The following is a 24,502-nucleotide window of genomic DNA, read 5'->3' as shown; positions in this document are numbered from 1 at the left end:
TAGCTTGTTTGAGACAGATAGGTGTACAGTTAATTCTCTTCAAGAATCGGATTTTATCGATGTTGAAAAAATATATGGAAATCAGGAAGTTAGAAAATTTCTAGGCGGAATCCGTCAGAAAGATTCAATTCGAGTAATAGTCGAAGAAATGCTTAACTCCAGCCAAGACTCTTACTATTGGGTTGTGAGAGAAAAATATACAGAGAGTTTTATTGGTTTAGTTTCTCTTGACCTTCACCACGATGAAGTTTATCAAGAGGTTTCATATCAATTTTTACCGTATTGGTGGGGGAAAGGTTATGCTAGAGAAGTAATTACTTTAATAATTAACTTTGCTTTAAATGAGTTACATCTTTCAACAATACTTGCCGAAACCCAAACCGCAAACGAAGCTTCTTGCAGACTCCTAGAGAGACTAGGTATGAAATTAGAACAAACAACTTTTAGGTTCGGAGCCGAGCAAGCTATTTATTCTATTAAATCGTTAAAATAAACTTAATGAAATAACAGGGAAGAATAGGTTTACATATCATCAGATTATCGGAAGCTGTATAAATAGAAAGGGAGAGAAGAGGCTGTTTGTAGCACGTCATTTCCCCTTTCCTGTTTGTTGACTATTTTTTCGTCTTTCGATTTTTAAAACAAATTTCCTATAAGTGAAACACACTACTAGTCCTTTGTAATATGACAGGAAAAAACCCTCCGATCGTTGGGATCGGAAGGCGATATTACTGTGCGTTTTTTTCTGGCAAAGTATAGTAAATGGCGCCGAGCTCTCCGTCCGAAGGAGAGGGAAGTGCATCGATCTGTTCGATATGGTTCAGCGGTTTGCTGTTATTGTACCGGTAACTGTATTGGATGCTATCTCCGTTGGGCAATTCAATCCAATCGGACGAACCAGTAATACCTTGCACGCTCGTGACAGTGCTTGCGGTTCCATCCAGATAGAGCCAGTCTTCCTGAACTTGTTGGAAAAGCGCAAGACCGACTCCTTCCGCTGTGTGTTCTTCATTAGTCAGGCCGTAGAAAACGAGCTTTCCATATTGCGTTTCTGTTTCACTGATAATTTTTGTGAAATCGGGTTGAAGGTTTTCCAGTTGAGCAGCTATTGTATCCACATTAACCGAAGCCCAGTATTTTTCGATGTCTTTGAACATCAAATGAAAATAGTGAGCAGGCACATCCGCGGGCGCTTCTGAGGGCGTGGGGCTACCATATCCCCAACTCATAATGTCAGTTTCACCGAAAGCTTCTCCGACAAAGCCTTCCGTATTCTTGGTGGATTCCCACGCGCCTTCTCGGTAATCAATGCCGTCGGATTGAAAAACAACGGCGTTATAGTTGTTGTTCAGAAAGAAAACCGGCGTAGAAATCGATTGGAATACGGCCGTCCATTCATCTGTTGACAGTTCTTTAAAGTATTCTTCTGTAATGAAAAATGCGTTATATTCTCCGCTGTTTTCACGAAGATCCGCAGGTTTCGCTTCCCGGAATATAACATGGTCAAAGGAGAAATCTGGCAACTCACCGATTGCGCCGATTATCAGCTCTCGTCCTTCATATCGATCTGCAAGCGCAACTTCGTGCAGCGCATTCTGCACTTCCTGAACTTGCTGTTTACCCGTATCGATGAGTGATAAAGTCAGTAGAATAGTGAAAAGAGCTGTCAAGGTAAGCACTGAAAGATAGACGGGCTGGAAGCGTCGGCGCTCTTTTTGTTTCCTGCTAACTTGCTGAATGATCCGGTTTCGGTCGGCAGCTGTGAAACTGACGTGCTTATCTGCGTGTTCCTTCAATTTCGACTTTATATTTTTATCAAAGTGATCCATCAAATCCGCTCCTTTCCAGTTCAACTTGCAGCGCCTTTTTGCCTCGAAGAAGCCGGGACTTCACCGTGTTGCTTCCAACATCAAGCACGTCGCTGATTTCATTCATCGTCAGTTCCTGGTAATAAAACAAAATCAATACATCTTTATATTTGGGGGAAAGATGTGAAAGGTATGCAGCCATTTCTTCTGCAGCCATTTCTGACAGTGCGGAAACTTCAGCGGAAGGATCTGTCTTTTGGACGTTTACAAACGGGTGGTACAGCAAATTCCGAAAGCTCCACTTCTTCAAGTGGTCTTTGCATTTGTTAATGGTGATACGAGTCAGCCATGTCTTATAAGAGGAACTATGCTGAAAGTTATGTATGTTCTGGAAACAGCTTACAAATACTTCCTGAATAATGTCTTCGCACTCCGATACATCGTTTACATACAGAAATGCAATCCGCTTCAGTTCATTGCCGTATGCAGTCATCAACTCATTTAAGAGCTGGTGGGGTTCAGAGGCGGAAAATGAGATTTCTTCATTGGGCAGTTCCATCAGCTGCATTCCCTCCTTTCAAAGATTAGACGAATTCCAACAGTCCGGTGACCCCTGTTTTGACAATTAATTTTAACAGAGGCAGTCAATTAGGCGATCGAAGTAAGCTAAATTTAGAAATTAAAAAGAGAAAGTACATAAAAATTAAAGTACTTCCAGCTACTGGTTAGCTTATAAGGTTTGTTAAAATAGAATTTCATCAAGAGTTAGTTTACATATGACCCCTTATCGGAAGAAGCTTAAAAGTGAGCTTCTTCTTTTTTTATTCTGCAAAGTGTATGTTTGCGAATAGTTTTTTAAACCAATTAGCAAGGGATGATTTATAATAGAGCCCAAAGCAAGTGGAGGGAAAGGATAGGTTTTATGGAAAATAAATTTTCAATTGGCGAAATGGCGAAACTTCATAATACAACCATTAAGACGCTTCATCACTATCATAAGATTGACCTATTGAACCCTGTTCATACGGACCCGAGCAATGGATACCGCTATTATTCAACGGATCAATTTGAACAGCTGAATACCATCAATTATTTGAAAGACTTAGGTTTTTCATTAGTTGAGATTAAGAAGCACTTAGAACATAGAGATATCGATGGCTTTCTGCTTTTGTTAGAAGAACAAAAGCAATTTACCGAACAAAAAATAAAGGATCTTGAACGTATCACCCAAAGATTTCAAAATCGAATTTCGGATATCAAATTGGCGAGAGAACACAAAGAGCTGATGACTCCATTTACCAAGAACCTAGAAAAGAGACGAATTATTCGGCTTGCTGAAAAAATCAGTTCAGAACCGGACTTAGAAATCAGTTTGCGGCAGCTGGAAAACCAAGCAAAATTAAGTTCTTCGCTTTTTATCGGGGGTGTGGGGCTTACGGTAAGTATGTACGATATGGTTAATCGTAAATTTCATGAATACAACTCTATCTTTATTTTGGATGAAGATAACAGTGTCAATGTTCCTTTAGCTGATAGTTTACCGGAAGGCGCATACGCTTGTATTTACTATAATGGCAAACACAGCGAATCCCATCAGCCCTATTCGCAGTTGCTAAATTACATTCACGAAAACAATTTTGAAATCATGGGAGACTCCTTGGAAAGAACCATCATCAATCAGTATATCTCCTCTCGGGAAGAAGATTATCTGACGGAAATTCAAATACCTATAAACAGTTGACCCTCCTCTTACAGGAGGGTCTATATTTTTAGTTAGAAAGCTAATTTAAAGGAGAAGAGATTATGTTTGGAACAGTGTTTAATGCAGGAATGATTCTGGCAGGCTGTCTGATCGGAAGTATATTGAAGAAGGGATTAAAGGACGAGTACCATCAAATTCTCATGCAGGCTATGGGCCTTGTGGCACTTGCGTTAGGAATTGATGCGCTCGTTCAACATTTGCCAGATAGCAAATATCCTGTGCTTTTTATAGTGAGTTTAGCTGCGGGAGGCGTGATTGGGCAAAGATTTGGACTGGAGTCGAGATTCAACAGGTTGGTCAATAAATACTCAACAGGAAATTTAGCTGAAGGACTGGCTACGGCTATCTTATTATTCTGTATTGGAACCTTGTCGATTCTAGGCCCTATCAACGCAGCTTTGAATGGAGACTATACGTACCTCCTCGCAAACGGTATGTTGGACGGCATCACCTCCATTGTTCTAGCATCCACGTTTGGATTTGGAATTGCCATTTCGGGAGTTATTTTATTTGCCTGGCAAGGCTCCATTTACGCAATGGCTACTTTGATCGGGAATTCTCTTAATACAGATCTTCTGAACGAAATTACGATTATCGGGGGCATGCTGATTATGGCATCGGGCTTTAGTATCTTAGGAATCAAGAAATTCAACACGTTAAACCTGCTTCCGTCTTTGTTGGTTCCAGTAATTGTGTTTGGATTTATTCATCTATTTCATTTGTGAGTAGCAGGTTTTCCAAGTGGACTTTGATGGTGGATAGTTGGTTTACATATTGCCGGATTATCGGTAGTTGGCACAGCTTTTTATAAGAACCCCCAATAACCTTGTCTTAACAGGGTGTTTGGGGGTTCGTCTATTATCTGCAAAGTAACACTTAAAGTGACAAATTTTACTGCCCCGACAGTTTGTGAAGGGTAAGCTGTCATTCCATTTAATTGTAATAAAAGTGAATCGTTTCAAGAGTGAGACCGTATAATAGCTATCAGATTTTTATACTTGGGTTCATTTCAAAGAAATGGAGGAATGGTGATGGCAGACAGACTAGGTCTTTGCAGGATTTTATTATTATACGGAGTGTTGGGGCTTTTGCTTAGCGCGATAGTGGCTGGATGTTCGACTGAAGGTGGCACGGGGGATGAAAAAGTCGCTGAAACGGCTGAAAACGTGGAGCCAGATGAGGATGAAATGGATAAAAGCGAAGAAGCGATCCGTGCGGTGATTGAACAAGAATTCAATGGGCCGGACGAAACGTATAGGAATTTGTGGGACGTTATGGCTGACAAGCAACCGGTGGATCCGAGCGAGGAAGAATATAACGCTTTCCTAGAGTCTGCTGAGTATAGAGACTTGATGGATTATATGGAAGAAAGTTACGCAGCTTATTTTACCGACAATGGCTATGAGAACTTTTCCAGAAACGGGGCTTTTTACTATAGTTTTAGTGATAGCGACTATCAACTGAGCACGTCGGACATGGATATCGTGCAAAGCGATAATGGAGAGACGCTTTACAGTTTTACATTTAACGTATTATATGAACCAGCAGATGGCGAAGCGAATGAATATGATTTTGAAGGCAGGGCGATTGTGCCGGAAGAAGGCAAAATCGGTAAAATTGATTTTAATGATAAAGATCAGCTAATCGAAGATATCAGATAGCAAAAAATTTTAAAACGCAGCCACTCGCCCGCTGCGTTTTTTGCGTTTAAATTAATTTTTGAAACTCGTGTTTCGTATTCGATAACTTGAGCAAAAATGGAATCAATAATAAAGCAAGCGTTAGATGAACCATAAAGATAAGGAGAAGAATCAGCCATCCCGCTTCCAGGTAAATACGGACGAAAGTGAACACGAGAACAAAAGGAATAAGGAATAACATATAGCTCCAGAAATGCGATTGGTATGTTGGATATTGGAGTTTATCGCAATTTCGACATGGTTGCTTTGATTTAAGGCTGAGTTGGAACATGTCTTTCCAGTTCCACTGATATCCGCAATTTTGGCAGTGAGGCATAAGGTTCATCCTTTCTGGCAAGCATAAATGCATTGATTTTAAGATAGATGGAAGTAGTCAATTATTCGACCGTTTTGCCAAAACGTTTTTGAGTGTTCGATAGTTTGTAAAAGAAAGGCATCAGTAGTGAAACAAGCGGTATGTAAATTGGTATGGCAAGGAAGATCCATGGCCAGCTGATTTCGTAATAAGCACGCAGGAAGTTCATAGGAAGGAGAAAAGCCATGGAAGTCAAAAAAGTGGTCCAAAAATTCGATTTGGCCGATATGTACTGGATTTTGTGGCAGTTCTGGCATTCCCTTTTCGATTTTAAACTAAGCTTCATTACATCTTTCCAACTCCATTGGTATCCGCAGTGTTGGCAACGAGGCATAGCATTCATCCTTTCTCATCCGATGGGGTATTGGCAGCTTTGGTTTGTTTCGGCCGGTTGTGCAGCTTGATGGTATAGGGCAAGAAAATTATCACCAGTAAGCCCAAGATGATAAAAAACAAGACATAAGCCAAATCAGGAACCTCTAGATAAGCCCACGGAAGAGGCGCGATAAACATGATGATAAGCAAAGGGATGTATAGTTTACGGTTTAAACCAGGTGGAGCGTACTGCATTGTATTGCACGTTGCGCATTTTCGTTTCTTTTGAAATCCGATTTTCAAGAGGTTTATCCAACTCCATTTTGTCCCGCAATTTTCGCAATAAGGCATTGATTTGCTCCTTTCCATTCCAAATTGTTCTTTGTTAAGTATTGTATACCCTGGATTTCAGAAGTAATCCAAATTTATGGGAATCATATAAGGAATATGCCCTGTGGGTGAATATCGGCAGCTGTAAAATCAAAATCGTCCGTTCTGTTCCATCCATAAACAGATATTCCTCCCTTTATGTGTAGCAAGTCCTTGCTATTGTATGACAATATTCTTAGAATAAAGGTATAAGTTGTAAATGGAGAGGGTGCGGGGGATGAAGTTGAACATGGAACAGCGGCGCATAGTCGAACTCGAGCCGAGCGGGCCGATGTTGGTTAAAGGGGTAGCTGGATCGGGCAAGACGACGGTGGCAATTCGGCGCATTCATTTTTTGATGGATCATTATTGCCACGAGGAAGACGACCAGATTTTACTGGTGACCTACAATAAGACCTTGCTCAATTACATAAAATTTCAATACGAGCGTTTGGCGGATGCGGCAGCTGGCGAGGCAGAGCGATTGTTTGCGGCGAATGCGGAAGTGAAAATCTCGACGATCGATTCGCTGATGTACGGGCAGTTTATGAAGTACTTGCAGCGCGCGAAACGCAAGCTGTCCATTGCGCCGGCTGACAAGGAATGGCAAGTGCTGACAAAGGCGATCCATGAAGTAAAGAAGTCCTATCCAGACGTGAAGTTGCTGACGCCGAAAAACCAAAAGTTCCTGAAAGACGAGGCGGAGTGGATTACTTCGTGTGCGATGACCGATATCGAGACTTATCAATCAGTGGACCGCGTCGGGCGCGCTTCTGGAAATAGCGGAACGCCTCAAAAACTATTGAAAAATTCGCCAACCCGTGAAGCCGTTTTTGAAGTGGCCAGATTGTACCGCGAGTTTTTGGAACAAGAAGGACTGGTTTCATTCAAGCAAATGAACGAACTGGCGCTGTCGGAAGTCAGGCGTTCAAATGGCGGCAAGTATACCCATATCATCATCGATGAAAGCCAGGACCTGACACGTGTTCAGCTGGAATTCTTGAAGGAATTGTACAAAGAAAAAGACCATTCGTCCTTGATGTTCGTGGCGGACAATACACAAAGCATCTATCCGGATTCCTGGCTTGGCAAAGGCCGTCCGTACACGACGATTGGCTATGATATGAGCGGGAAATCGCGTACCTTGAGTAAAAACTACCGGACGACGACAGAGATTTCGCAAGCCGCGTTCGATTTGATAAAAGCGGATGAAACGATTCAATCGAACGTCGATTTCGTCAAACCGGCATTGATCGATCGCCATGGTCATCCACCGATTTACCATTTCTTCATGCAGCCTGAACAGCAAGTGGCCTTTCTGGCACAAGAAATCGATAGACTCAAAGGCGATTACCGTTTGTCCGAAATGTGCATCGTCGCGCGCAGCAAGCGCTCAGTCGAAAGCGCAGCTGCGGATCTGGCCGCACAAGGCATTCCGTGTGAAATCTTGCAGACCAATGAGCCGGATTTCGAATCAGATAAAGTAAAGCTCGTGACGATGCATTCGATCAAAGGGCTGGAATTTAAAGTCATTTTCCTCATTGATTTGAATCAAGGCGTCATTCCGATGGAGCTTTATGAGGATGCCGAAGACCAGAAGACCATCGATTCGGATGAACGCAAGCTATTGTATGTCGGCATGACACGGGCGAACGAATTATTGTACATGTCGTCGGTGAAAAAGCCGTCGAAATTCATTAAGGAAATCGACCGCAAGCATTTGCGCATGCGAAAAGATGCCTCGCTGCGACCGTTCGAGTCGATCAGCATGACCCATTACCGATTGGCCGATCAATTGGTTGACTTGCATTCAAAAGAAGAGTTGACCCGCCAGTGGCTTCTCCGCGAACTCCACGAAACTTATGGCTATCCGTACGAACTGATGCAGCTCGAATACCCGGTCCAGCAGTTTTCGAAAAAAGGCTATTGTGACATCGCTGTTGAAATCCATGCTGACGGAGAAGTGCGGCCGTATATCATCGCCGAAGTAAAACGGTTTGGAACGGGGATCGATGATGCGGTGATCCAATTGAAGAGTTATTTAGAAGCAGACGGCCGGGCGTTTTACGGCATTGCAACGGACGGCTTGTCGGTCAAGATCATCGACCGCCGCGGCGAAGAAGTACAAGACCTGCCAAAATGCCAAGCGCGTTTTTTGCCGGATACGAAGCAGCGCAGCCTTTATAAAAACTTGAAAAATGGGCGCGATTACGAATACGCCCAAGAACCTGGAGCGGACATCGAAGTGAGAGAAGCCGGAGAAGAGGCGTTAATCCTAATGCACGAATTGGCGGAAGTGCCGTTGATCGGCAATGTAGCGGCGGGCATTCCGGCACTTGCTGCCGAGAATTACGAGACGGCGCACAGCTTGCCGCGCGACTGGCTCGTGTCGCCGAAGGACAGCTTTTTGCTGACAGTAACCGGCGACAGCATGATCAATGCGGGCATCGATAAAGGCGATATGGTCGTCGTTCACCAGCAAAATACAGCGTCAAACGGCGACATCGTCATCGCAGTCATCGATGGTGAAGCGACGATGAAAAAATACATGCCGATGGGCAGTGAAATCTTGCTCGTCGCGGAAAATCCCGAATTCGAACCGATCATGATGCGCAGCGAAGATGTGTACATCAACGGCCGGGTCATTGGGGTAATGAAGAAATAGCAGCCATAAAAAAACAGCCCGCGGGCTGTTTTTTTAGAGTGTTGAGGGGGAATCAGTTGTAAATTATAATAGGGCACCTCTTTTCGACATTCGAAAATCAGCGACCTATCTTAGTATTTGGAGAAGCGTTCGCTCGACTCCGGTGGATCAGCGAGACGACCGAGACCCCGGAAGACGCAAAGCGGCTGAGGAGGCTTGGGCGCGAGCCCACGGAGTCGTGCGGTAAGCTTCGGAAAATACGATTGCATAACTTTTTCGACAACCTAAAAAATAGCCCGCGAGCTATTTTAAATTCGTTTTTTCGTATTCGATAATCTATAAAAGAATGGCCCCATAAGTGTACTAAGCGTCATAATAAAGGCGAATGCAGTTATTGCCAGAGGCCAGCTAAAACCGAAAGTGGAAGTAAGGTAGGAAAACAGGAGTACATAAGGTACGACAAGTAAAAATGCCCAGAAGAGATTCCGGCCGCTTTTGACGTATTGGCCTTTCCCGCAATTTGCGCAAGGCATCTGTCCTTTGAAGGCAATTTTGATCATTTCATTCCAACGCCATTTAACTCCGCAATTTTGGCAATGAGGCATGAAGGCACTCCTTTCAAGTGAGGAACCTTATTTTCTTCTCATCATACTATGGTTTTGGATGATTGGATGCCTGTTCCAAAAATTTTTTATCCAGTTTTAATTCGGGACATCGTTTTTTCAGCTCTTCGATAAAAACGGGCTGCTCCTCAGGCGAAATCTTCACCGTCCCGAACATGGTCTTATTATTAATCAATTCCAGTGCATCGCGTGAAGCCAATAGGCGATAGCCTGTTAATACATTGCGTGTCGGAGAAACTTTCAAAATGCTGTGATATGGGATTCGGCTTCTGAAAGGACCGGCCTTTACCAGCAGATGACTCTCCAAGAAGACGTACCGGATAGAAAATGTGACCCACAGGATGAGCGCGGTCGTCACGGCAAAAGTTAGCGTAACAATAACCAAATCCAAAAGCGGCACGCCCTCGAGTAATAAGGGAACGAATGAAACTGCAGCGATGAACAGGATAGCCACTAAAGTACAACGGATATAAAATGAATCGATTTTCGAACGAAAAATCATAGTTCTTCACCTCTACTTATTTATACGGTTAAAAACGCCAGAAGCTTCATGTTTGTGCTCTTTTTCTAAAGATGAAACCTCAAGCTTAGCTTAGAAAGAAGAAAGGGGAGAGGAAATGCTGAAGAAAAATTTGAAAATTGCCTTGGCAATTTTTGTCGTCATTTCGTTCAAAGACTATCTCTCACAAGGTGAAATCCTGTGGGGAGATAGCTTGCTCTATGCTGTTATCGTATTTGTGGTTTATTTAATTATGGACTGGACGAAAGAGCCCTATGACTGGAGTAAGCACAAACGCTAAGCAATTGTACACCTCCTCCTGTTCGATTCGAAGTCCCGAATCCTGTCCATCTCAACTCAGATATCTCCTACAAGATAAAATTTCAACCCTCTAGCAGGAAGCGATTCCCCCCACTAGCCGGCAACAACTTAAAAAGCTGAGCTAGTGTAACACAATTGTATGAATGAATTTTCTAAGCTGCCCAAGCGTCAAGGGTGAGCCGACGCAGAAAGACAGGCGTCCTTCCTGGCTTTTTGCTAAAGGCCAACCCAAAGCTGGGCAGCGATTCCTCATTCGAAACCTCAAAAGAATACCGAAACAATTACACAAACAATTCCACATACACCAATCCACTACCAAACACCACAACTGCAACCAGTCCCACGAAACTGGCACAACAAAACGACAATCTCCCTTACGCCCTGTCTGGATTCCCACAATCCACACGGGGCATTTCCTCATTTTTTTAACATTTCCTTAACCTTCTATCATTAGGCTGAAAGAAGACAGCCAGGAAAAGAGGGAGAGGCATATGAAACACGTCAAAATCGGGATAGGGATCGTCTTGCTCACAACTATAGGCGGAGCAAGCATCTTCTCGCATGAAGCGCTCGCAGCGGAAACGGAATACCGTGAATTGGTCCAGTTTACGGAAGGCGTCAAAGCGAGCGAACTTTCCATTGTGAATAAACAAATCATAGCGGTGCTCGAAAGCCAGTTACAAGCGCAGGCGATTGTCAGTTATAACGCGGAAGGCAAGGAATTATGGCGCAAGGAGCTAGCGTCGGCCCAGTATGCAATTGGAGACCGGGAATTTGTCGTGGTTTCCGGGCAACAAGTTTCGGTGCACAATCTGTCAAATGGCAAAGAAAAAGCATCGTTTGCACTTGCGGACGGTTTTCGAATGAGTGCTTCCGGTATAGACATTGCGCTCGAGTCAGGGCATGTGCTGATCACTGGCAATCTCGGCGCGCGTTTACTCGTCTACAAACTCGACGGCACACCAGTTGCAGATATAGCAGGTGGCGATTTACGCCAGGTGGCCATTTCGAGCGGTCACTTGATGTATTTCGACGGATCGTCGCTCCATGGCCGCGCATTGTCAGGAGGAAAAGAATGGCAATCGCCGAGTGTGCTGGAACCGTATGCGGTATCGGGCAGTATCATCTACTATATCAAAGCACCGAACGCAGAAGTTGAAGTGCCGACCTTGATTGCGCGTTCACTGAATGCTGAAAAGGTCTTGTACGAAAGAGCCTTGCCGGCTTCTGAAGAAGTGCGGCTGGCCGGGACCGATGAAGACGGCGTGATCGTCGAATATGTGGATTCCGGTGAATGGGCATTTTTAAATTCCAGAGGAGGCGAACGCTTGCGCGAGCCGGTGCGCTCGGCTTCGTTCCGTGCGCTTGAAAACCGTTACCGCCCGGTGGTGACAGAATCCGCATTGAGCCACCAGCAGCAAAGCGATCACCGTTTGCTATTGCTTCAGGAACAAGGAACCAGTGCGTTCGGCAATCCTTATCATCTGGGCGCCTTGAACGTAATGTCCCCGTCCGGCGGCTTCACTAAAGTACTCGAGCATTCCATCTCGGCGGCTGAACTGTCGCCATCAGGCGGGGCGGCAGTGCTTGGTGCCGGGAGCCTAAAATTCTATGATGTACGGGGCAATCAAGTGGCGCAGGAAAAAGTCCCGCCAGGCAGTGAACTTCTCGCTTCCGTGAACGATACGATGTATGTCTATGGCGGCAGTGGCATTGCGGCATACAGCGGCGAACCCGAAGCGAAAGAGCCAGCCGTAACCACCATTAGCGGTGCGGATGGCTATGAGACGGCGGCTTTATTATCGGAAGCAGTGTGGGATTCGGCAGAGACGGTCGTGCTTGCGACAGGTGAAAAATTTGCGGACGCGTTATCCGGGGTGCCGCTTGCCTATCAAGTAGGCGGGCCGATACTGTTCACTGAAAAAGGCCGCCTAAACGCTTCGACGCGAGCGGAAATTGAACGCCTTGGCGCAACCAAGGCCATCATCCTCGGCAGTGAGCCGCTCATCTCGGATGCGCAATTAGACGCGCTGTCCTTGATGGGCGTCGAATCGGAACGAATCGGCGGCGCCAATCGCTACGAGACGGCGGCACTTGTCTCTGAGCGCATCGCGTCAGAAGGCGCGGTCGTGGCGGATGGTTCGACATTTAAGGATGTGTCGCTCGCTTCTGTCTTTGCGGCGCAAAACCAATATCCGATCTTGCTGTCGCAAGGCAATCGCATGCCGCGCGAGACGACCGCCGCCATGAGCGGGCGCAGCGAGATTGTATTGGCCGCTGACCGCTTGTCGATCGAAGCGCGGACCAAAGAGGAAGATGCCAAGCGCCGCGTGGCCGTATTGGCGCCGGCTTCGAATTTCACTGACGCCTTATCGGCGGCCAATGCAGCCGCAAGACGCAACGGCTCGCTGTATTTGATCGGCACGGGTGGTTTAACGAAAGAACTGAAAAAGCAATTGGCGCAGTATGAGTCGTTTTTGATCGTCGACTCGGAAAACCTTTTCGATGCCGGGATGGCCCGTTCACTCGAAGCGCTTGTCGATTGAAGCGGCTAGGTTATAATGGAAGCATCACAATAATGAAAAGGATTTGGCAGGATGAAAAAGCAATTGCTGGCCTGGCTATGGCCGGCCTTATGGATGATTCTTATTTTTAGTTTATCGCATCAGCCGGCCGGGGTATCCGGCGGCATCAGTTCGGAAATTGTTCGATGGGTGTTCGAAGGCGTCGCTTCATTCACTCCTTTGGAATTTGAAACACTTCATACCTTATTTCGGAAAAGCGCCCATTTCTTCGCATATCTCGTGCTGGGCTTGCTTATCGTTCGGGCGTTCAGAAAAACTGGCGCGGGCTTGAAGCGTGCTGTTTTTTGGGCATTCGGCATTAGCGCGGTATATGCGATGTCTGATGAGTTTCATCAATTATTCATCCCTGGGCGCAGTGGCGAATTTCGCGACGTCTTAATCGATAGCTCAGGGGCGGCAATTGGCCTGATGTGCTATTGGTTCTTCACAAAGTCCAAATGGCAAGGCAACAAAAAGGCTGAAACCATTTGGTGAACGGCCTTTTTGCTTTGCCGCTGCGTGTTTTTGGTGGCAGATATGGGGAATAGAACATGCAGGAGGTGGAGATTGATGAAAGATAAGTTGAAAGACAAAGAAGAAAAATTTGCAGTAAGCACAGAATACCGCGAGACCTTAAAGAAGACGATTCAGGTGTTGCAAGAACAAGTGCAGATTACTGAGCAATTTGAAAACGATCAAGACCTGGAAGCGATGAAAGCTAAACTTCATGACCTTGTGACAAAACATGAGGAATTGGACGAGCAGTCACATCGTTTATCGAGCTTATTGCTAGGAGAATAAGGACTAAAGCCGCGACGCTCATTTATAAGCGATGCGATTTTTTTTTACGAGGAAATTCACGCGTAAAGGACTGTTTTTTTATAATTAATTTCCAAATAGTATGGAAGAAATTCCATTCCCTGCTAAACTTAAGAGACTGACTAGAGTGGGGTGTATAGATGGAAAGGTACTTTTTTTATTTCCTGGAAAATATGGCGTTAATCATAGCAATGATGTACATTGGCTTGAAAGCACGGGAGTATCTTGCTCCGAAGTTGGCAGAATCGAGAATAGCCCCATTGTTCACAGGATGGCTGACCGGGTTTTTAGCGTTTGCGATTATGTACAACCCGCTGCTTCAAGAAGGGATGCGCATTGATTTGCGCGAGGTACCATTGTTTTTCATCGCATTTGTAGGCGGTTGGTTGCCAGGTATAATCGCCATGATCATCCCGGTCATCTACCGGATAATTATGGAAGGGCCAATGGTATGGCACGGCATCTCGTTAGCCATTTTGTTGCCGGTCGTCATTGGCAGTTTGTTTCACGGGTGGAAAAATCAAGGCCAAGCGTATGCGCTGGTCAATATCAAACGGATGATGATTGGCTTTGCGGTATTTGAAGTGATCAAATCGGTGTGGATGGTAATATCAACGCCTGCATCTATTGAAATGGCTGTCATCATGGCAGTCATGGCTTCAATCGGTGTCATGGCGATGGGCTTGATTCTCAATGATACGCACCGCAACATCATTCGCTCGAAAGCACTTGAACATGATTCAACACATGACTCGTTGACGGGTTTGCCGAATCTTCGGTTTTTCCATGAACAAGTGCGTGAATTGAAATACAGAGGCGTCCCGATGGCTATCGTCATGATGGACGTCGATCATTTTAAGAATTACAACGATACGCACGGCCATCCAGCAGGGGACGTCGTGCTTCAATCGATTGGCAGGCTGATGGAAGAAGCGATGCACTCTGGGGATGTCATCGCACGCTACGGCGGGGAAGAATTCATTTTGTGCTTTACGGCAGTATCGACCGAACAGCAGGTGTTTGAGCGGGCAGATGCTTTGCGGGAACGGATCGAGGACTATGCGTTTTATGGCAGGGAACAACAGCCGGGCGGACGTTTAACTGTCTCGCTGGGTGCCGCCATTTCAAGCGCGGAACAGCCGGTGGATGAACTGATCGAAAAGGCAGACCGTGCCCTCTATCACTCGAAAGACTCGGGGCGCAACCAAGTGACAGTCGTCAAAGTAAAAGCGACTATCGAGCCGACTGCGGAATATCAAGTACATACTTAGTTGTAGTGCATGAATTCGAATAGGCCAGGCCATAGAAAAATGCTACCCCACTATACATGGGATAGCATTTTTCTTTATCTTTTAGCCGGTGTGTAATCGTTATACCAAGGCACAACGCTGCGGTCGACGTATTGATGGAAAAACCATTCGCCTGCCGATAGTACCAATGCGCTGACGAGTGCCGGCGCGACCATGGCAGCGAATTCGCCGGTCAATAGCCAGCCAATCACCAGAATGATGGCTAATGCCATAATGAAATCGGTGAAAGTCGCAACCGTATTGCGGGACACTTGATTGCCCGGTTTTCCGGCATTCAAGAAGACAAGCAAGTCGCCGATTGCATAAGACAGAGCCGTTAGCGCCAAGCTGATCATCAAGGTGTTCAAGAAGCTGACATCAAATGCCCACGTCAGGATAACGAGCAAAACAAGCGTAATAATAACGAATTTGATTGCAAGTGCAATAAGATGTTTCACGGGATCCCTCCTTTTAAATGAAATGAACTATAGACACCTTTACCCGTTTCCATAATAGGATATGCGTTTTTTGCCGGCAAAAGAAGAGAAGTGCTGAAAATAAAGAAATATTCAAATAAAGAGATCAGTGAATCCTAATTATGGTAATATTATGAGAAAAAGAGAAAAGGGCGTTTTGGAATTGGAAAAAATGAAAACGGCTGGAAAGTTCCTGCTTGGCCAATGGGATTACGCATTGTTTGTCTTATTATTGCTCGGGAAAGTCTATTATTTCTCGAATGTCAGCGATACGCTGTTTACGACGCTTGGGCCTTTCGCATTCCTTGGAAAATTGGCGGCTTGGCCGTTCGGTGGCGACAGCGAAGGAATTTTCGAAGGGGTCTTGTTGATTAGTATCGGGACGATTCTGCTCGGGACGTGTTGGTTATTGCTGTTGCACGGCCGAAAGCGCTTGTTTTGGATGGCCATCACCAATCTGGTATTGAGCTTCATCATTTTGGCGGATACCTTATACTTCCGTTATTTTGAGGACATCATCTCCGTGACGGTATTGATGCAAATGCGCCAAGTAGGGGACGTTGGGGAAAGCATTTTCGCCTTGTTCCGCCTAAGCGACGCCTTATTATTGGCAGATGTATTGTTAATGGCGATTTTGTGGGTAGTCATCAGCCGCAAAAAAACCGCTGTCCCTACGCCATCGCGCTGGGCGAAAGTCGGAACTGCGCTATTGGTGCTTGTGCTCGGCTGGCAATTGACGACAGTGCCGTTCAATAAGTCGATGGAGGATGGCGGAGCGTGGCAGTTCAATAAACTGATCTCGAATATGCGGGTGTATAATTTCACCGGTTTGCTCGGATTCCACAGTGCCAATATCACGCGTTATATCGACGACAATTTCATTAACCGCAAAGTGTATAGCGAAGATGAAATTTCCGAGACGCAGGATTGGTTTGATGCACGCAATGCAGAGCGTGTGCCGGGGCCTTATTCCGGCATGGCGGAAGGCAAGAACGTCATCGTCCTGCAAGTGGAAGCCTTGCAGAATTTTGTCATGAACCGCGAAGTGAACGGCGAGGAGATTACGCCGAACTTGAACCGCTTAGCGCGAGAAAACCTCTATTTCCAGAACTTCTATGAACAAACGGCGCTCGGCCGGACCTCGGATGCGGAGTTTCTGTTGAATACGTCCCTATATCCGACCGCTGAAGGTTCCGCTTATATGCTTTATGCGGAAAATACATTCGATGCACTGCCGGGAATTTTAAAAGAACAAGGTTATGGAACGAATGTATTCCATCCGTATAAGCCAAGTTTCTGGAACCGCTATATCATTTATCCACAGCTTGGAATCGACCGCTTTTATTCGGAAGGGGATTTCGATGAAGCGGAAGTGATTGGCTGGTCCATCAACGACGAAGCGATGCTCGATCAGGCGCTTGAGGAAATGGCTGGGTTTGAGCAGCCTTTCCATTCACAAATCGTTACCTTGACGAGCCATCATCCGTTCGAGATGCCGGAAGACTTGCAGTTGCTCAACACTGAAGGCTATGACGGCTATCAGGACCGGCATTTCAAAAATTATTTGCAATCGATTCATTACGTCGACCGGGCAATCGGGAAGTTTATCGACGGGCTCGAACAAAAAGGGATGCTCGATGATACGATGCTGGTCATTTTTGGCGACCATAGTACAGGGATGACGGCGAATACGAAAAAATTCGTCGAGTTCACCGATGCGAAAGATCCGCTTGCTTATCTCGAGACGAATAAAAACGTGCCGCTCATCCTCCATATTCCGGGGGCAGAGCCGAAAACCTTCACCCAAGTGGCGAGCCAGCTCGATCTCGCCCCGAGTTTAGTAGATGTACTCGGCGGCGACCCGTCTGAACATTATTTCATCGGGCGCAATATGTGGAAAGCGGAAGGCGGGCGTGCAACTTTCCGTGACGGTTCATTCATCACGAACGAACTGAGTTTCATCGCGGCTTCCGACGGGATCTATGATAACGGCAGCTGCTACTGGCGCATGACCGGCGAAGAAATGGATGTCGAAGCTTGCGCCGAGCCGTTCAAGGAAGGCTCAAAAGAATTGAAAATCTCGGATGACGTCCTGCGCGGCGACTTGCTCGAGAAGTTCGAACCTTAAGGGCAAGCAAAATTCACCAACTCACTCGATAGGAGCGGTACACTAGTGGTGTTGAATCCATTCGAGAAAGGGAGTATTTTGCATGAACTATAATTTTGACGAAGCGGTCGAACGCCGTGGAACCTATTCGCTGAAATGGGACGGGGCAGAGTTGATCAAGCAATTCGGCATTACGGACCGTTACGACGAGGAGACGATTCCGCTATTTACGGCGGATATGGATCTCCCGGTCGCACAGCCGATTGTCGACGCCTTGCATAAAACGGTCGACCACCGCATTTTTGGTTATACGATTTTGCCGGATGCGTATTTTGAAGCCATCCAGCATTATTTCAATAAACGCTATGACTGGGCCATCAAGAAAGAGCAAATCGTCTTTAGCCCCGGCACGGTGCACGCTTTGAATATTGCCGTGAAAGCATTTACCGAGCCGGGCGACGGCGTGATCATCCAACGGCCGGTCTATCCGCCTTTCACTTCCGCTGTTGAGGGCAATGGCCGCGTCGTGAAAAACAACGCGCTGGTCGAGGACGAAGAGGGACGTTATTCGATCAATTTCGAGGAATTCGAAGAACTCGCAAAAGACGAAAACACCCATTTGTTCATCCATTGCCACCCGCATAATCCGACGGGGCGCGTGTTCACGCCGGAAGAGTCGAACCAGCTCGCAGCCATCTGCAAGCGCCATGATGTGACGATCATTACCGATGAAATCCATGGCGACTTGGTGCGCAGCGGCGAAACCTTTACGCCGATGGTGCTGGCAGCAGAAGAAACCGACCACATCGTTACGTGCACGGCTATCAATAAAACCTTTAACGTCGCCGGGCTTCATTGCACTAATGTCATCATTGAAAATGAAGCGTTGCGCGAGAAGTTCACGGCAGAGCTTGGCATGCAATTGCCGACGCCGTTCACCGTCGCAGCCCTTATTGCGGCTTATACAGAAGGCGATGACTGGCTCGAGCAAGTGAATGCCTATCTCGACGGCACGCTTGAATGGATGAAGAATTTCCTCGAGGAGCGCATGCCGAAAGTGAAGGTGCGCATTCCAGAAGGCACGTACGTTATGTGGCTCGATTTCCGCGGATACGGGCTTGACGATAAGGAAATCCATGAACGCATCTATAACAAAGCGAACGTCATTTTAGAAGACGGCACGATGTTCGGGGAAGAAGGCGCAGGATTCCAGCGCATCTGCATCCCGTCCCCGCGCCCGCTCATCCAAGAAGCGATGGAGCGAATCGCACGTGAATTCGATGATTTGAATTAATGTTTTTTTCGTGCCGTTTCAGGGAAAGCAAGAAGGAGACGGAAAACGAAAGGACGTGCCTGCATGGCTTTGAAAGCATTATTTCTTAATTGTTCACTCAAAAGTTCAGAAGAAGAATCCAACACCGAAGGCTTCATAAAAGACGTTCAAAAACATTACGAAACGCTCGGCGTAGAGTCCGAGATTGTCCGCTTGGCAGATTATTACGTCGCTTACGGTGTCGCAGAAGACATGGAAGACGGTGACGAATGGCCGGAAATCTTAGAGAAAGTGAAAGAGGCTGATATCTTGGTCATCGGAACTCCGCTTTGGCTCGGCGAGAAAAGCTCGCTCGCGACACAAGCGATTGAACGCTTGTACGGATCGAGCAGCGTGACCAATGATAAAGGCCAGTCGATTTTCTATAATAAAGTCGGCGGTGCAGTCATTACCGGCAACGAAGACGGCGCGAAGCACGCAGCTGCCTCCTTATTGTACGGCTTGTCGCATATCGGCTTTGTCATCCCGCCGAATGTCGATGCGTATTGGGTCGGTGAAGCAGGCCCTGGCCCATCTTATTTGGAAGCGGGCCATGGCAACGATTTCTCTAAAGCAGCCATTCAGCGCTTAGCGTATAATACGCATCATTTAGCGAAAATACTTAAAGAACAGCCGATTCCGGCAGAAGGCAATACTTTATAAACCGAAGCCCTTTCTCTATTGGAGAAAGGGTTTTTGCATTGGAACCGGCAGTGGGAAGGAGGGCCAGATGAAGACTTTTTCAGGATTTGTGATGTTGGCAGGGGTTTTGCTGCTATTGACCGATGATGAATTATTTTCCCCTTTGAGAGATTTTGCGCTTTATTTTGTGGGAGGCGGGTTGCTGTTATTGATCCTGACGCAGCTTTTGGTGAATCGTGGAAAGAATTGGCGGTGCCGCCTCGGATTTCATGATTTCGAGCGACAGGAACGAGTGGCGGAAATGCCCGCGATGCGCTGGTATCGTTGCAGGCGCTGCAGCAAGGAAAAACGAGCGGCGTCGATCGCTTAAATGGAACAGGACAGAGCCAGGGAACCGAATTCCTGGCTTTTTTGTGGCTTGAAAAAAACATTTGATGAATATTTATCGGCAAATAACAGGCTTAATCCTAGGTAGATATAGTAAGATTGTAGACAAGTAAAGAAAATGATTCGGAAAGATCTTATTTAAGTGCTTGAAGACTTGCATTGAAGGTCAATTGGCGGGAATGGAGAGTTGTTTCATGGTAGATGATCAATCGCGGTATTCGAGACTCGCGAATATAACACGCATTGTTAATACGAAGCTGGATTTGCATGAAGTATTGCAGCAGGTCACAACGGCGATTTCCGAGGAAATCGTCCGGTGCGATTCTGTCGGGATCTTTTTGCCCGAAGGCGATGGAACTTACCGCGGGTTTGCGGGAAAGCCCGAAATGATCGATGGAATAACGCTGCAATCGCAAATTATCGACCCACAAACAGATCCTTTGGCAGCAGAATTAATCGAGAAACGAAAGACCATTTATATAGCGGACACTTCGATAGACGACCGGCCGGACTTGGTGCCGGTGGGGGCCTTCCGGATCAATTCCTTATTGGCGCTGCCGATTTCTTTTGAACAGGACTTTATCGGCATGGTGTTTTTGTTCGATTACGGCACGCCGATGCATTTGACACAATCTGAAATTGAAAGCGTAGAAGCGTATGTGAACATGGCGGCAGTTGCCATTCAAAATGCCAAAACGCTCAATCAGAAAGAGAAGTTACTGGCGGAAAAGCAATCATTGCTCGATCTGAGCCGTGAACTGTCTTTTTGTTCCACTACACGGGAAAGTTTGAACGTCTGCTTTTCCTATTTGAAACAAGCGTTTGGCGAAGGGGACTTTGCCGCACATATCATCATCCCGCCAAGTGCGAAAAGCGTTACACCGATTGCGTTTCACGCAGCTGATGACTTGTCCCAAACCGATTGGAATGAACGTCTCCATCATTTAGGATTGACAGATGATTACGAGAAATTGGTTCAACGCGCCGTTTCTGAGAAAGAGACGATTTATAACGGCCTTGGAGATCATCGACTATTGCTCTTGCTGCCCATGATTTCAATCGGGAAAGTACACGGCGTCATTTCTGTGGTCTGCGGTGGAATTGCAGCGAAACAGACTGCCAATTTGCCGCTTTTATTCGCCAAATCCATTATCGATGCTACTGCGCCGGTGTTTTCGAATGTATTGTATATGGATCAACTGGAAGGCATCGTCGAAGAAAGAACGAGTGCATTATATGCGGCGAACAAGCGGGTCAATAGTGTCATCGAAAGTATCACAGATGGTTTTTTGGTGCTCAATAAAGATTGGGAATATAGCTATATCAACCAGCATGTGTCATTTGCGAGAGGAAGAACAGCGGAGGAAATGCTCGGCAAGAACATTTGGGAGATGTATCCGGACATTATAGGGACGCTCACGTATACTGAGTTCCACCGCGCCATGAACGAGCGGGTGACGGTTCGCTTTGAAGCCCAATCCGATGTCGACGATTATTGGTACGACATTACTGCTTATCCGTTCGATGACGGTATTTGCTGTATTTTGAAAAATATCAAAGAACAGAAAAAGTATGAAAGAGAACTGAAAAGGCTGTCGAATCTGGACTTGATCGGACAGATGGCGGCGGGCATCAGCCACGAAGTCCGTAATCCGATGACGACCGTGCGCGGATTTTTGCAATTGATGGTGACGGATAAGCAATTGGCGCCGCATGCGGCACATCTTAATTTGATGATCGATGAGTTGGACCGGGCGAATGCCATTATCACAGAATTTTTGTCGGTCGGCAATACACGGACTTCCGATATGAAAATGATGAGCCTGAATACGATTCTCGATGATATTTCCCCTTTGATTAAAGTCGATACGTCCAATCAGAACAAGCGCATCCGCATCTATACGCAGGAAGTGCCGGATCTATGGTTGAACCATAATGAAATCCGGCAACTGATCATCAATTTGTACCGCAATGGGCTTGAAGCGATGACTGTCGGCCAGACATTGACCATCGGTACTTATTTGGAAAATGAAAAATACGTAGTGCTGGCTGTGCAAGATCAAGGCAGTGGCATCGATTCCGACATCATCGAGAAAATTGGCACGCCATTCTATACGACAAAAGACGAAGGCACTGGCCTTGGCCTTGGCATTTGTTATGCAGTGGCTGCACGCCACAACGCAACAATCAGCATTGAAACTGGACCCGAGGGCACTATCTTTTTCACAAAGTTTCCGATCGAATCGGGGCCTGGCGGTGAAGGTGCCTCTCTTGATGGGTAGATAAATATGCGCGAAACAACAATATGCGACAGAATATTCATTGCTATAACTAAGAGCAAACGCTGAATAAAAAAAGACGTGCAGCCATAGCTGCACGCCTTTTTTTATTCTATTATTTCTTGCCGATTGCCAAGGCGAATTGCAGGTACATCATGCCATTGCGCGCTTTTTGGCTTATGGCGAGCGTCATGCGTTCAAGCTCTGCTTCGGTAATATGGTGGCTTTGGGCGCGGGCGTTTTCTTTATCGAATGGCTCCGCTTTTTCGACCACTTGCAGATAGCTGTTGTCGATGCGGTTGCGGATGTGCAAGGCTTTTTTCACGAACATGCTTTGCTCATCGGCCAATTCATAGCCGTACACTTCTTTCGACAGCCAGTACAGAGCTTTCAATGCATCATTTTTCGTGTTTTGGACAAACGGCTTGAGCGGCTTTTTCAAGTCTTCTTCCTCGAACCAGATGCGTTGGAAATTCACGCGCGGTTCTTCAACGCCCAATTGCATTGTCTGGTTCAACAACAGCGCCATCTTATCGAATAAGCCGTAAGCTTGGCGATAGACTTGCTTCAAATCTTCATAGCGCTTCGTGTAACGCGTATTGTCGCCATCGAGCTTATGGTCGTCTGCAACATCTTCGCCAGTTGTTGCCAAGTAAAGTGAACGGCGCATCGACGCGAATTCATGCGTCAGCGAGTCTAGGAAGCTGCCGAGAAAGGCATTGTTTTGAATGCGCAACGGCAAATCGCGCTGTGCCATTGTATCCGGCTCGATGTCATTGCCGCTGTTGAGGAATAATTGCTGCTCTGCGCACCAGTCGAGGTAACGCTGCTCTTCTGCAGTCGGTTCCGGCAGTTGGGAGAGTTTCACTGGATCGACTTCGCCAAGCTGGTCGATCATGTTCCCGGCCAGTTTGATGCGTTCGTCGTATAGAGCTTGGCCTTTTTCGTCTTTGATATCGTTTTTAGCGGTCTTGAATAAATCCAGTGCTTTTTCGAGTGCGCTGAGGCGTTCGGCTTTGACCGGAAGGAAAGTCGAGTAGAAAATCAAGGTCCAGCCGAATTCCCCGTTCAAGCGCTGATAGGACGGATCGTTTTCATCTTTGACCATTTCTTTCAGCACTGCTTGCGCGTCGATCGAACGCCCAGTATGAACGAGCGTTTCTGCATAGTTCAGGCATACTTGATTCCAGACATTCGATGGAATGCGCCCTCGGTAGGTTTCGATTGTGTTGTCGTAAAGAGACAATTGCCGCTGTTTCAAATCCGAATTCCAGTCTTTTTTCAGCTGATGCTGGATCGACAGGTAGCTCGTCTCAAGCAGTACGGCGAGTGGATAGGCCGCTTTGCCTTGCAGGCGCTCTTTTAAATGATTGATCATTGAATTGATACGGCCAGGGAAAGCTTCGGCTTTTGCTTGTTGCATTTCCTGAAGAAGCTGATGGGTTGCCCCGTAAATTTCTTTTATCTCAAATTGCCCTAAATCATCCGATAAAGCGATATCGCTTAAAGTTGCCATCCCATTTCCTCCTTGATGCGTTTTAATGTGTCTCTCTCCATTCTAAGGGAAAAATGTCCATTGGTCACCCCGCCGGCAGGAAATTGGCAGAAAATATGGAATATAGAAGACATTCCGAAAGGAGGAGAGGTCATGAATGAACCAAACAAGCCAAACGATCCATTCATTTGGTTGCCGGTGATTGATGGAAATCGTGTGGAAGAGATTCAACTCCAAAGCGGCATGACAGGCAAACAATTCAAGGTAGCCTCGGATCAGGAGAACAGCAAGCACGCGCCGATCTCACGGGATAAACTGGAAGAGCTGTTGAAAGGTTTTAAAGACTATGAAGTCGAGACGATTGAATTGAATGTGGTCGGGGCTGTCGAAACTGGCGGATTGCTGCAATTTATCGTGGCGGGCAAAGCTGAAGCAGGGATGACCGTGACCTTGAAAAAGAAAGGGAGCGGCGAAAAACCGAAAAACTGATGGATACGAAAAAGCGACGCTGCGAGGGCGGCGCTTTTTTATGTCTGTACAACCGCTAACGAGTGTATTTAGTAAGAGAAGAGACATGGTATTTTGTTTTATTAGTAATTTAATGGGATATTACAGAGTATTATGATCTATGTGAAATGGGTATCATTGAGGGTATAATACTTAATATATTCAACAAAAAAGAGCTTTAAGAATCATTGTGAAATAAATAAGGGGTTATAAAGTCCTTTTTTGATTG

Annotated in this window: 26 protein-coding genes; 17 read left to right on the top strand and 9 right to left on the bottom strand. The window is 46.2% G+C overall.

What is annotated here, in order from left to right; genetic code table 11:
* Window positions 1-4: 4 nt before the first annotated feature.
* Complete coding sequence (locus BBI11_RS11870) at window positions 5-493, top strand: GNAT family N-acetyltransferase (protein ID WP_068463600.1); 489 nt, start codon at window positions 5-7, stop codon at window positions 491-493.
* A 235-nt stretch (window positions 494-728) separates the two neighbouring features.
* On the opposite strand, the gene BBI11_RS11865 is transcribed toward BBI11_RS11870, so the two are convergent.
* Both BBI11_RS11865 and BBI11_RS11860 read right to left on the bottom strand, forming a co-directional pair.
* On the bottom strand, window positions 729-1,829 hold the full coding sequence (locus BBI11_RS11865; protein WP_068463599.1) for a hypothetical protein: 1,101 nt from the start codon (window positions 1,827-1,829) through the stop codon (window positions 729-731).
* A complete protein-coding gene (locus BBI11_RS11860; RefSeq protein WP_083389088.1) occupies window positions 1,816-2,376 on the bottom strand; it encodes a sigma-70 family RNA polymerase sigma factor in 561 nt (186 codons plus the stop codon). The genes BBI11_RS11865 and BBI11_RS11860 overlap by 14 nt, the downstream gene beginning before the upstream one ends.
* Before the next feature lie 354 nt (window positions 2,377-2,730).
* Between BBI11_RS11860 and BBI11_RS11855 the strand changes: the two genes are divergently transcribed.
* The 3 genes from BBI11_RS11855 (at window position 2,731) to BBI11_RS11845 (ending at window position 5,231) form a co-directional block, all read left to right on the top strand.
* Window positions 2,731-3,549, top strand: a complete 819-nt coding sequence (locus BBI11_RS11855; protein WP_068463596.1) for a MerR family transcriptional regulator — start codon at window positions 2,731-2,733, stop codon at window positions 3,547-3,549.
* Between the two features lie 62 nt (window positions 3,550-3,611).
* The gene (locus BBI11_RS11850; RefSeq protein ID WP_068463593.1) at window positions 3,612-4,295 is read left to right on the top strand and encodes a DUF554 domain-containing protein; all 684 of its coding nucleotides are present in this window, start codon (window positions 3,612-3,614) and stop codon (window positions 4,293-4,295) included.
* A gap of 306 nt (window positions 4,296-4,601) precedes the next feature.
* Window positions 4,602-5,231: a hypothetical protein gene (locus tag BBI11_RS11845; RefSeq protein WP_068463592.1), complete on the top strand. Its 630-nt coding sequence runs from the start codon at window positions 4,602-4,604 to the stop codon at window positions 5,229-5,231.
* A 46-nt stretch (window positions 5,232-5,277) separates the two neighbouring features.
* On the opposite strand, the gene BBI11_RS16770 is transcribed toward BBI11_RS11845, so the two are convergent.
* Window positions 5,278-5,586, bottom strand: a complete 309-nt coding sequence (locus BBI11_RS16770) for a TIGR04104 family putative zinc finger protein (protein WP_068463590.1) — start codon at window positions 5,584-5,586, stop codon at window positions 5,278-5,280.
* Window positions 5,587-5,647: 61 nt separating this feature from the next.
* Window positions 5,648-5,911 (bottom strand): hypothetical protein, encoded by a 264-nt coding sequence (locus tag BBI11_RS16765; RefSeq protein ID WP_416383651.1) that lies wholly within the window; start codon window positions 5,909-5,911, stop codon window positions 5,648-5,650.
* Between BBI11_RS16765 and BBI11_RS16625 the strand changes: the two genes are divergently transcribed.
* The gene (locus BBI11_RS16625; protein WP_237150267.1) at window positions 5,811-6,029 is read left to right on the top strand and encodes a hypothetical protein; all 219 of its coding nucleotides are present in this window, start codon (window positions 5,811-5,813) and stop codon (window positions 6,027-6,029) included. The two genes, BBI11_RS16765 and BBI11_RS16625, sit on opposite strands and share 101 nt — an antisense overlap.
* Here BBI11_RS16625 and BBI11_RS16760 read toward each other — a convergent pair.
* Complete coding sequence (locus BBI11_RS16760) at window positions 5,965-6,291, bottom strand: TIGR04104 family putative zinc finger protein (protein WP_068463586.1); 327 nt, start codon at window positions 6,289-6,291, stop codon at window positions 5,965-5,967. The genes BBI11_RS16625 and BBI11_RS16760 overlap by 65 nt on opposite strands.
* Before the next feature lie 256 nt (window positions 6,292-6,547).
* On the opposite strand from BBI11_RS16760, the gene lexA reads away from it, so the two are divergent.
* Window positions 6,548-8,974 (top strand): transcriptional repressor LexA, encoded by a 2,427-nt coding sequence (gene lexA / locus BBI11_RS11830; RefSeq protein ID WP_068463583.1) that lies wholly within the window; start codon window positions 6,548-6,550, stop codon window positions 8,972-8,974.
* Between the two features lie 287 nt (window positions 8,975-9,261).
* Here lexA and BBI11_RS16755 read toward each other — a convergent pair whose 3' ends face one another.
* Together BBI11_RS16755 and BBI11_RS11820 are read right to left on the bottom strand one after the other, a co-directional pair.
* Window positions 9,262-9,558 (bottom strand): TIGR04104 family putative zinc finger protein, encoded by a 297-nt coding sequence (locus BBI11_RS16755; protein WP_068463581.1) that lies wholly within the window; start codon window positions 9,556-9,558, stop codon window positions 9,262-9,264.
* Window positions 9,559-9,604: 46 nt separating this feature from the next.
* Window positions 9,605-10,078: a PH domain-containing protein gene (locus BBI11_RS11820; protein WP_068463578.1), complete on the bottom strand. Its 474-nt coding sequence runs from the start codon at window positions 10,076-10,078 to the stop codon at window positions 9,605-9,607.
* A 115-nt stretch (window positions 10,079-10,193) separates the two neighbouring features.
* Between BBI11_RS11820 and BBI11_RS11815 the strand changes: the two genes are divergently transcribed.
* The 5 genes from BBI11_RS11815 (at window position 10,194) to BBI11_RS11795 (ending at window position 15,050) form a co-directional block, all read left to right on the top strand.
* The gene (locus BBI11_RS11815; RefSeq protein WP_068463576.1) at window positions 10,194-10,376 is read left to right on the top strand and encodes a hypothetical protein; all 183 of its coding nucleotides are present in this window, start codon (window positions 10,194-10,196) and stop codon (window positions 10,374-10,376) included.
* Window positions 10,377-10,887: 511 nt separating this feature from the next.
* Window positions 10,888-12,942: a cell wall-binding repeat-containing protein gene (locus tag BBI11_RS11810; RefSeq protein ID WP_068463574.1), complete on the top strand. Its 2,055-nt coding sequence runs from the start codon at window positions 10,888-10,890 to the stop codon at window positions 12,940-12,942.
* A gap of 51 nt (window positions 12,943-12,993) precedes the next feature.
* Window positions 12,994-13,455, top strand: coding sequence for a VanZ family protein (locus BBI11_RS11805; RefSeq protein ID WP_068463572.1), 462 nt, complete (start codon window positions 12,994-12,996; stop codon window positions 13,453-13,455).
* Between the two features lie 75 nt (window positions 13,456-13,530).
* Complete coding sequence (locus BBI11_RS11800; protein WP_068463570.1) at window positions 13,531-13,761, top strand: hypothetical protein; 231 nt, start codon at window positions 13,531-13,533, stop codon at window positions 13,759-13,761.
* A gap of 191 nt (window positions 13,762-13,952) precedes the next feature.
* Window positions 13,953-15,050: a GGDEF domain-containing protein gene (locus BBI11_RS11795; RefSeq protein ID WP_167358162.1), complete on the top strand. Its 1,098-nt coding sequence runs from the start codon at window positions 13,953-13,955 to the stop codon at window positions 15,048-15,050.
* A gap of 74 nt (window positions 15,051-15,124) precedes the next feature.
* On the opposite strand, the gene BBI11_RS11790 is transcribed toward BBI11_RS11795, so the two are convergent.
* Window positions 15,125-15,526 carry a DUF2512 family protein gene (locus BBI11_RS11790; protein WP_068463565.1) on the bottom strand — a complete coding sequence of 134 codons (402 nt, stop codon included), beginning with the start codon at window positions 15,524-15,526 and terminating at the stop codon, window positions 15,125-15,127.
* A gap of 190 nt (window positions 15,527-15,716) precedes the next feature.
* On the opposite strand from BBI11_RS11790, the gene BBI11_RS11785 reads away from it, so the two are divergent.
* The 5 genes from BBI11_RS11785 to BBI11_RS11765 all read left to right on the top strand — a co-directional run bounded on the left by BBI11_RS11785 (window position 15,717) and on the right by BBI11_RS11765 (window position 22,274).
* Complete coding sequence (locus tag BBI11_RS11785) at window positions 15,717-17,672, top strand: LTA synthase family protein (RefSeq protein ID WP_237150351.1); 1,956 nt, start codon at window positions 15,717-15,719, stop codon at window positions 17,670-17,672.
* A gap of 82 nt (window positions 17,673-17,754) precedes the next feature.
* Entirely contained in the window at window positions 17,755-18,945 is a 1,191-nt protein-coding gene (locus tag BBI11_RS11780; protein WP_068463560.1) for a MalY/PatB family protein, read from the top strand.
* A gap of 63 nt (window positions 18,946-19,008) precedes the next feature.
* Entirely contained in the window at window positions 19,009-19,626 is a 618-nt protein-coding gene (locus BBI11_RS11775; protein WP_068463558.1) for a flavodoxin family protein, read from the top strand.
* A gap of 67 nt (window positions 19,627-19,693) precedes the next feature.
* Window positions 19,694-19,975, top strand: coding sequence for a hypothetical protein (locus tag BBI11_RS11770; RefSeq protein ID WP_068463555.1), 282 nt, complete (start codon window positions 19,694-19,696; stop codon window positions 19,973-19,975).
* Window positions 19,976-20,186: 211 nt separating this feature from the next.
* Complete coding sequence (locus BBI11_RS11765) at window positions 20,187-22,274, top strand: GAF domain-containing sensor histidine kinase (RefSeq protein WP_068463554.1); 2,088 nt, start codon at window positions 20,187-20,189, stop codon at window positions 22,272-22,274.
* A 112-nt stretch (window positions 22,275-22,386) separates the two neighbouring features.
* Here the strand turns inward: BBI11_RS11765 and BBI11_RS11760 are convergent, their stop codons facing one another.
* Window positions 22,387-23,787 (bottom strand): LA2681 family HEPN domain-containing protein, encoded by a 1,401-nt coding sequence (locus BBI11_RS11760; RefSeq protein WP_068463552.1) that lies wholly within the window; start codon window positions 23,785-23,787, stop codon window positions 22,387-22,389.
* Between the two features lie 132 nt (window positions 23,788-23,919).
* On the opposite strand from BBI11_RS11760, the gene BBI11_RS11755 reads away from it, so the two are divergent.
* Window positions 23,920-24,255, top strand: coding sequence for a hypothetical protein (locus BBI11_RS11755; RefSeq protein ID WP_068463550.1), 336 nt, complete (start codon window positions 23,920-23,922; stop codon window positions 24,253-24,255).
* The last annotated feature ends 247 nt before the right edge of the window (window positions 24,256-24,502 follow it).

Origin of the sequence: Planococcus maritimus (genome assembly GCF_001687625.2) — a bacterium.
In the GTDB taxonomy this organism is placed as follows: domain Bacteria; phylum Bacillota; class Bacilli; order Bacillales_A; family Planococcaceae; genus Planococcus; species Planococcus maritimus.
This window is presented reverse-complemented; position numbering and strand designations above follow the sequence as displayed.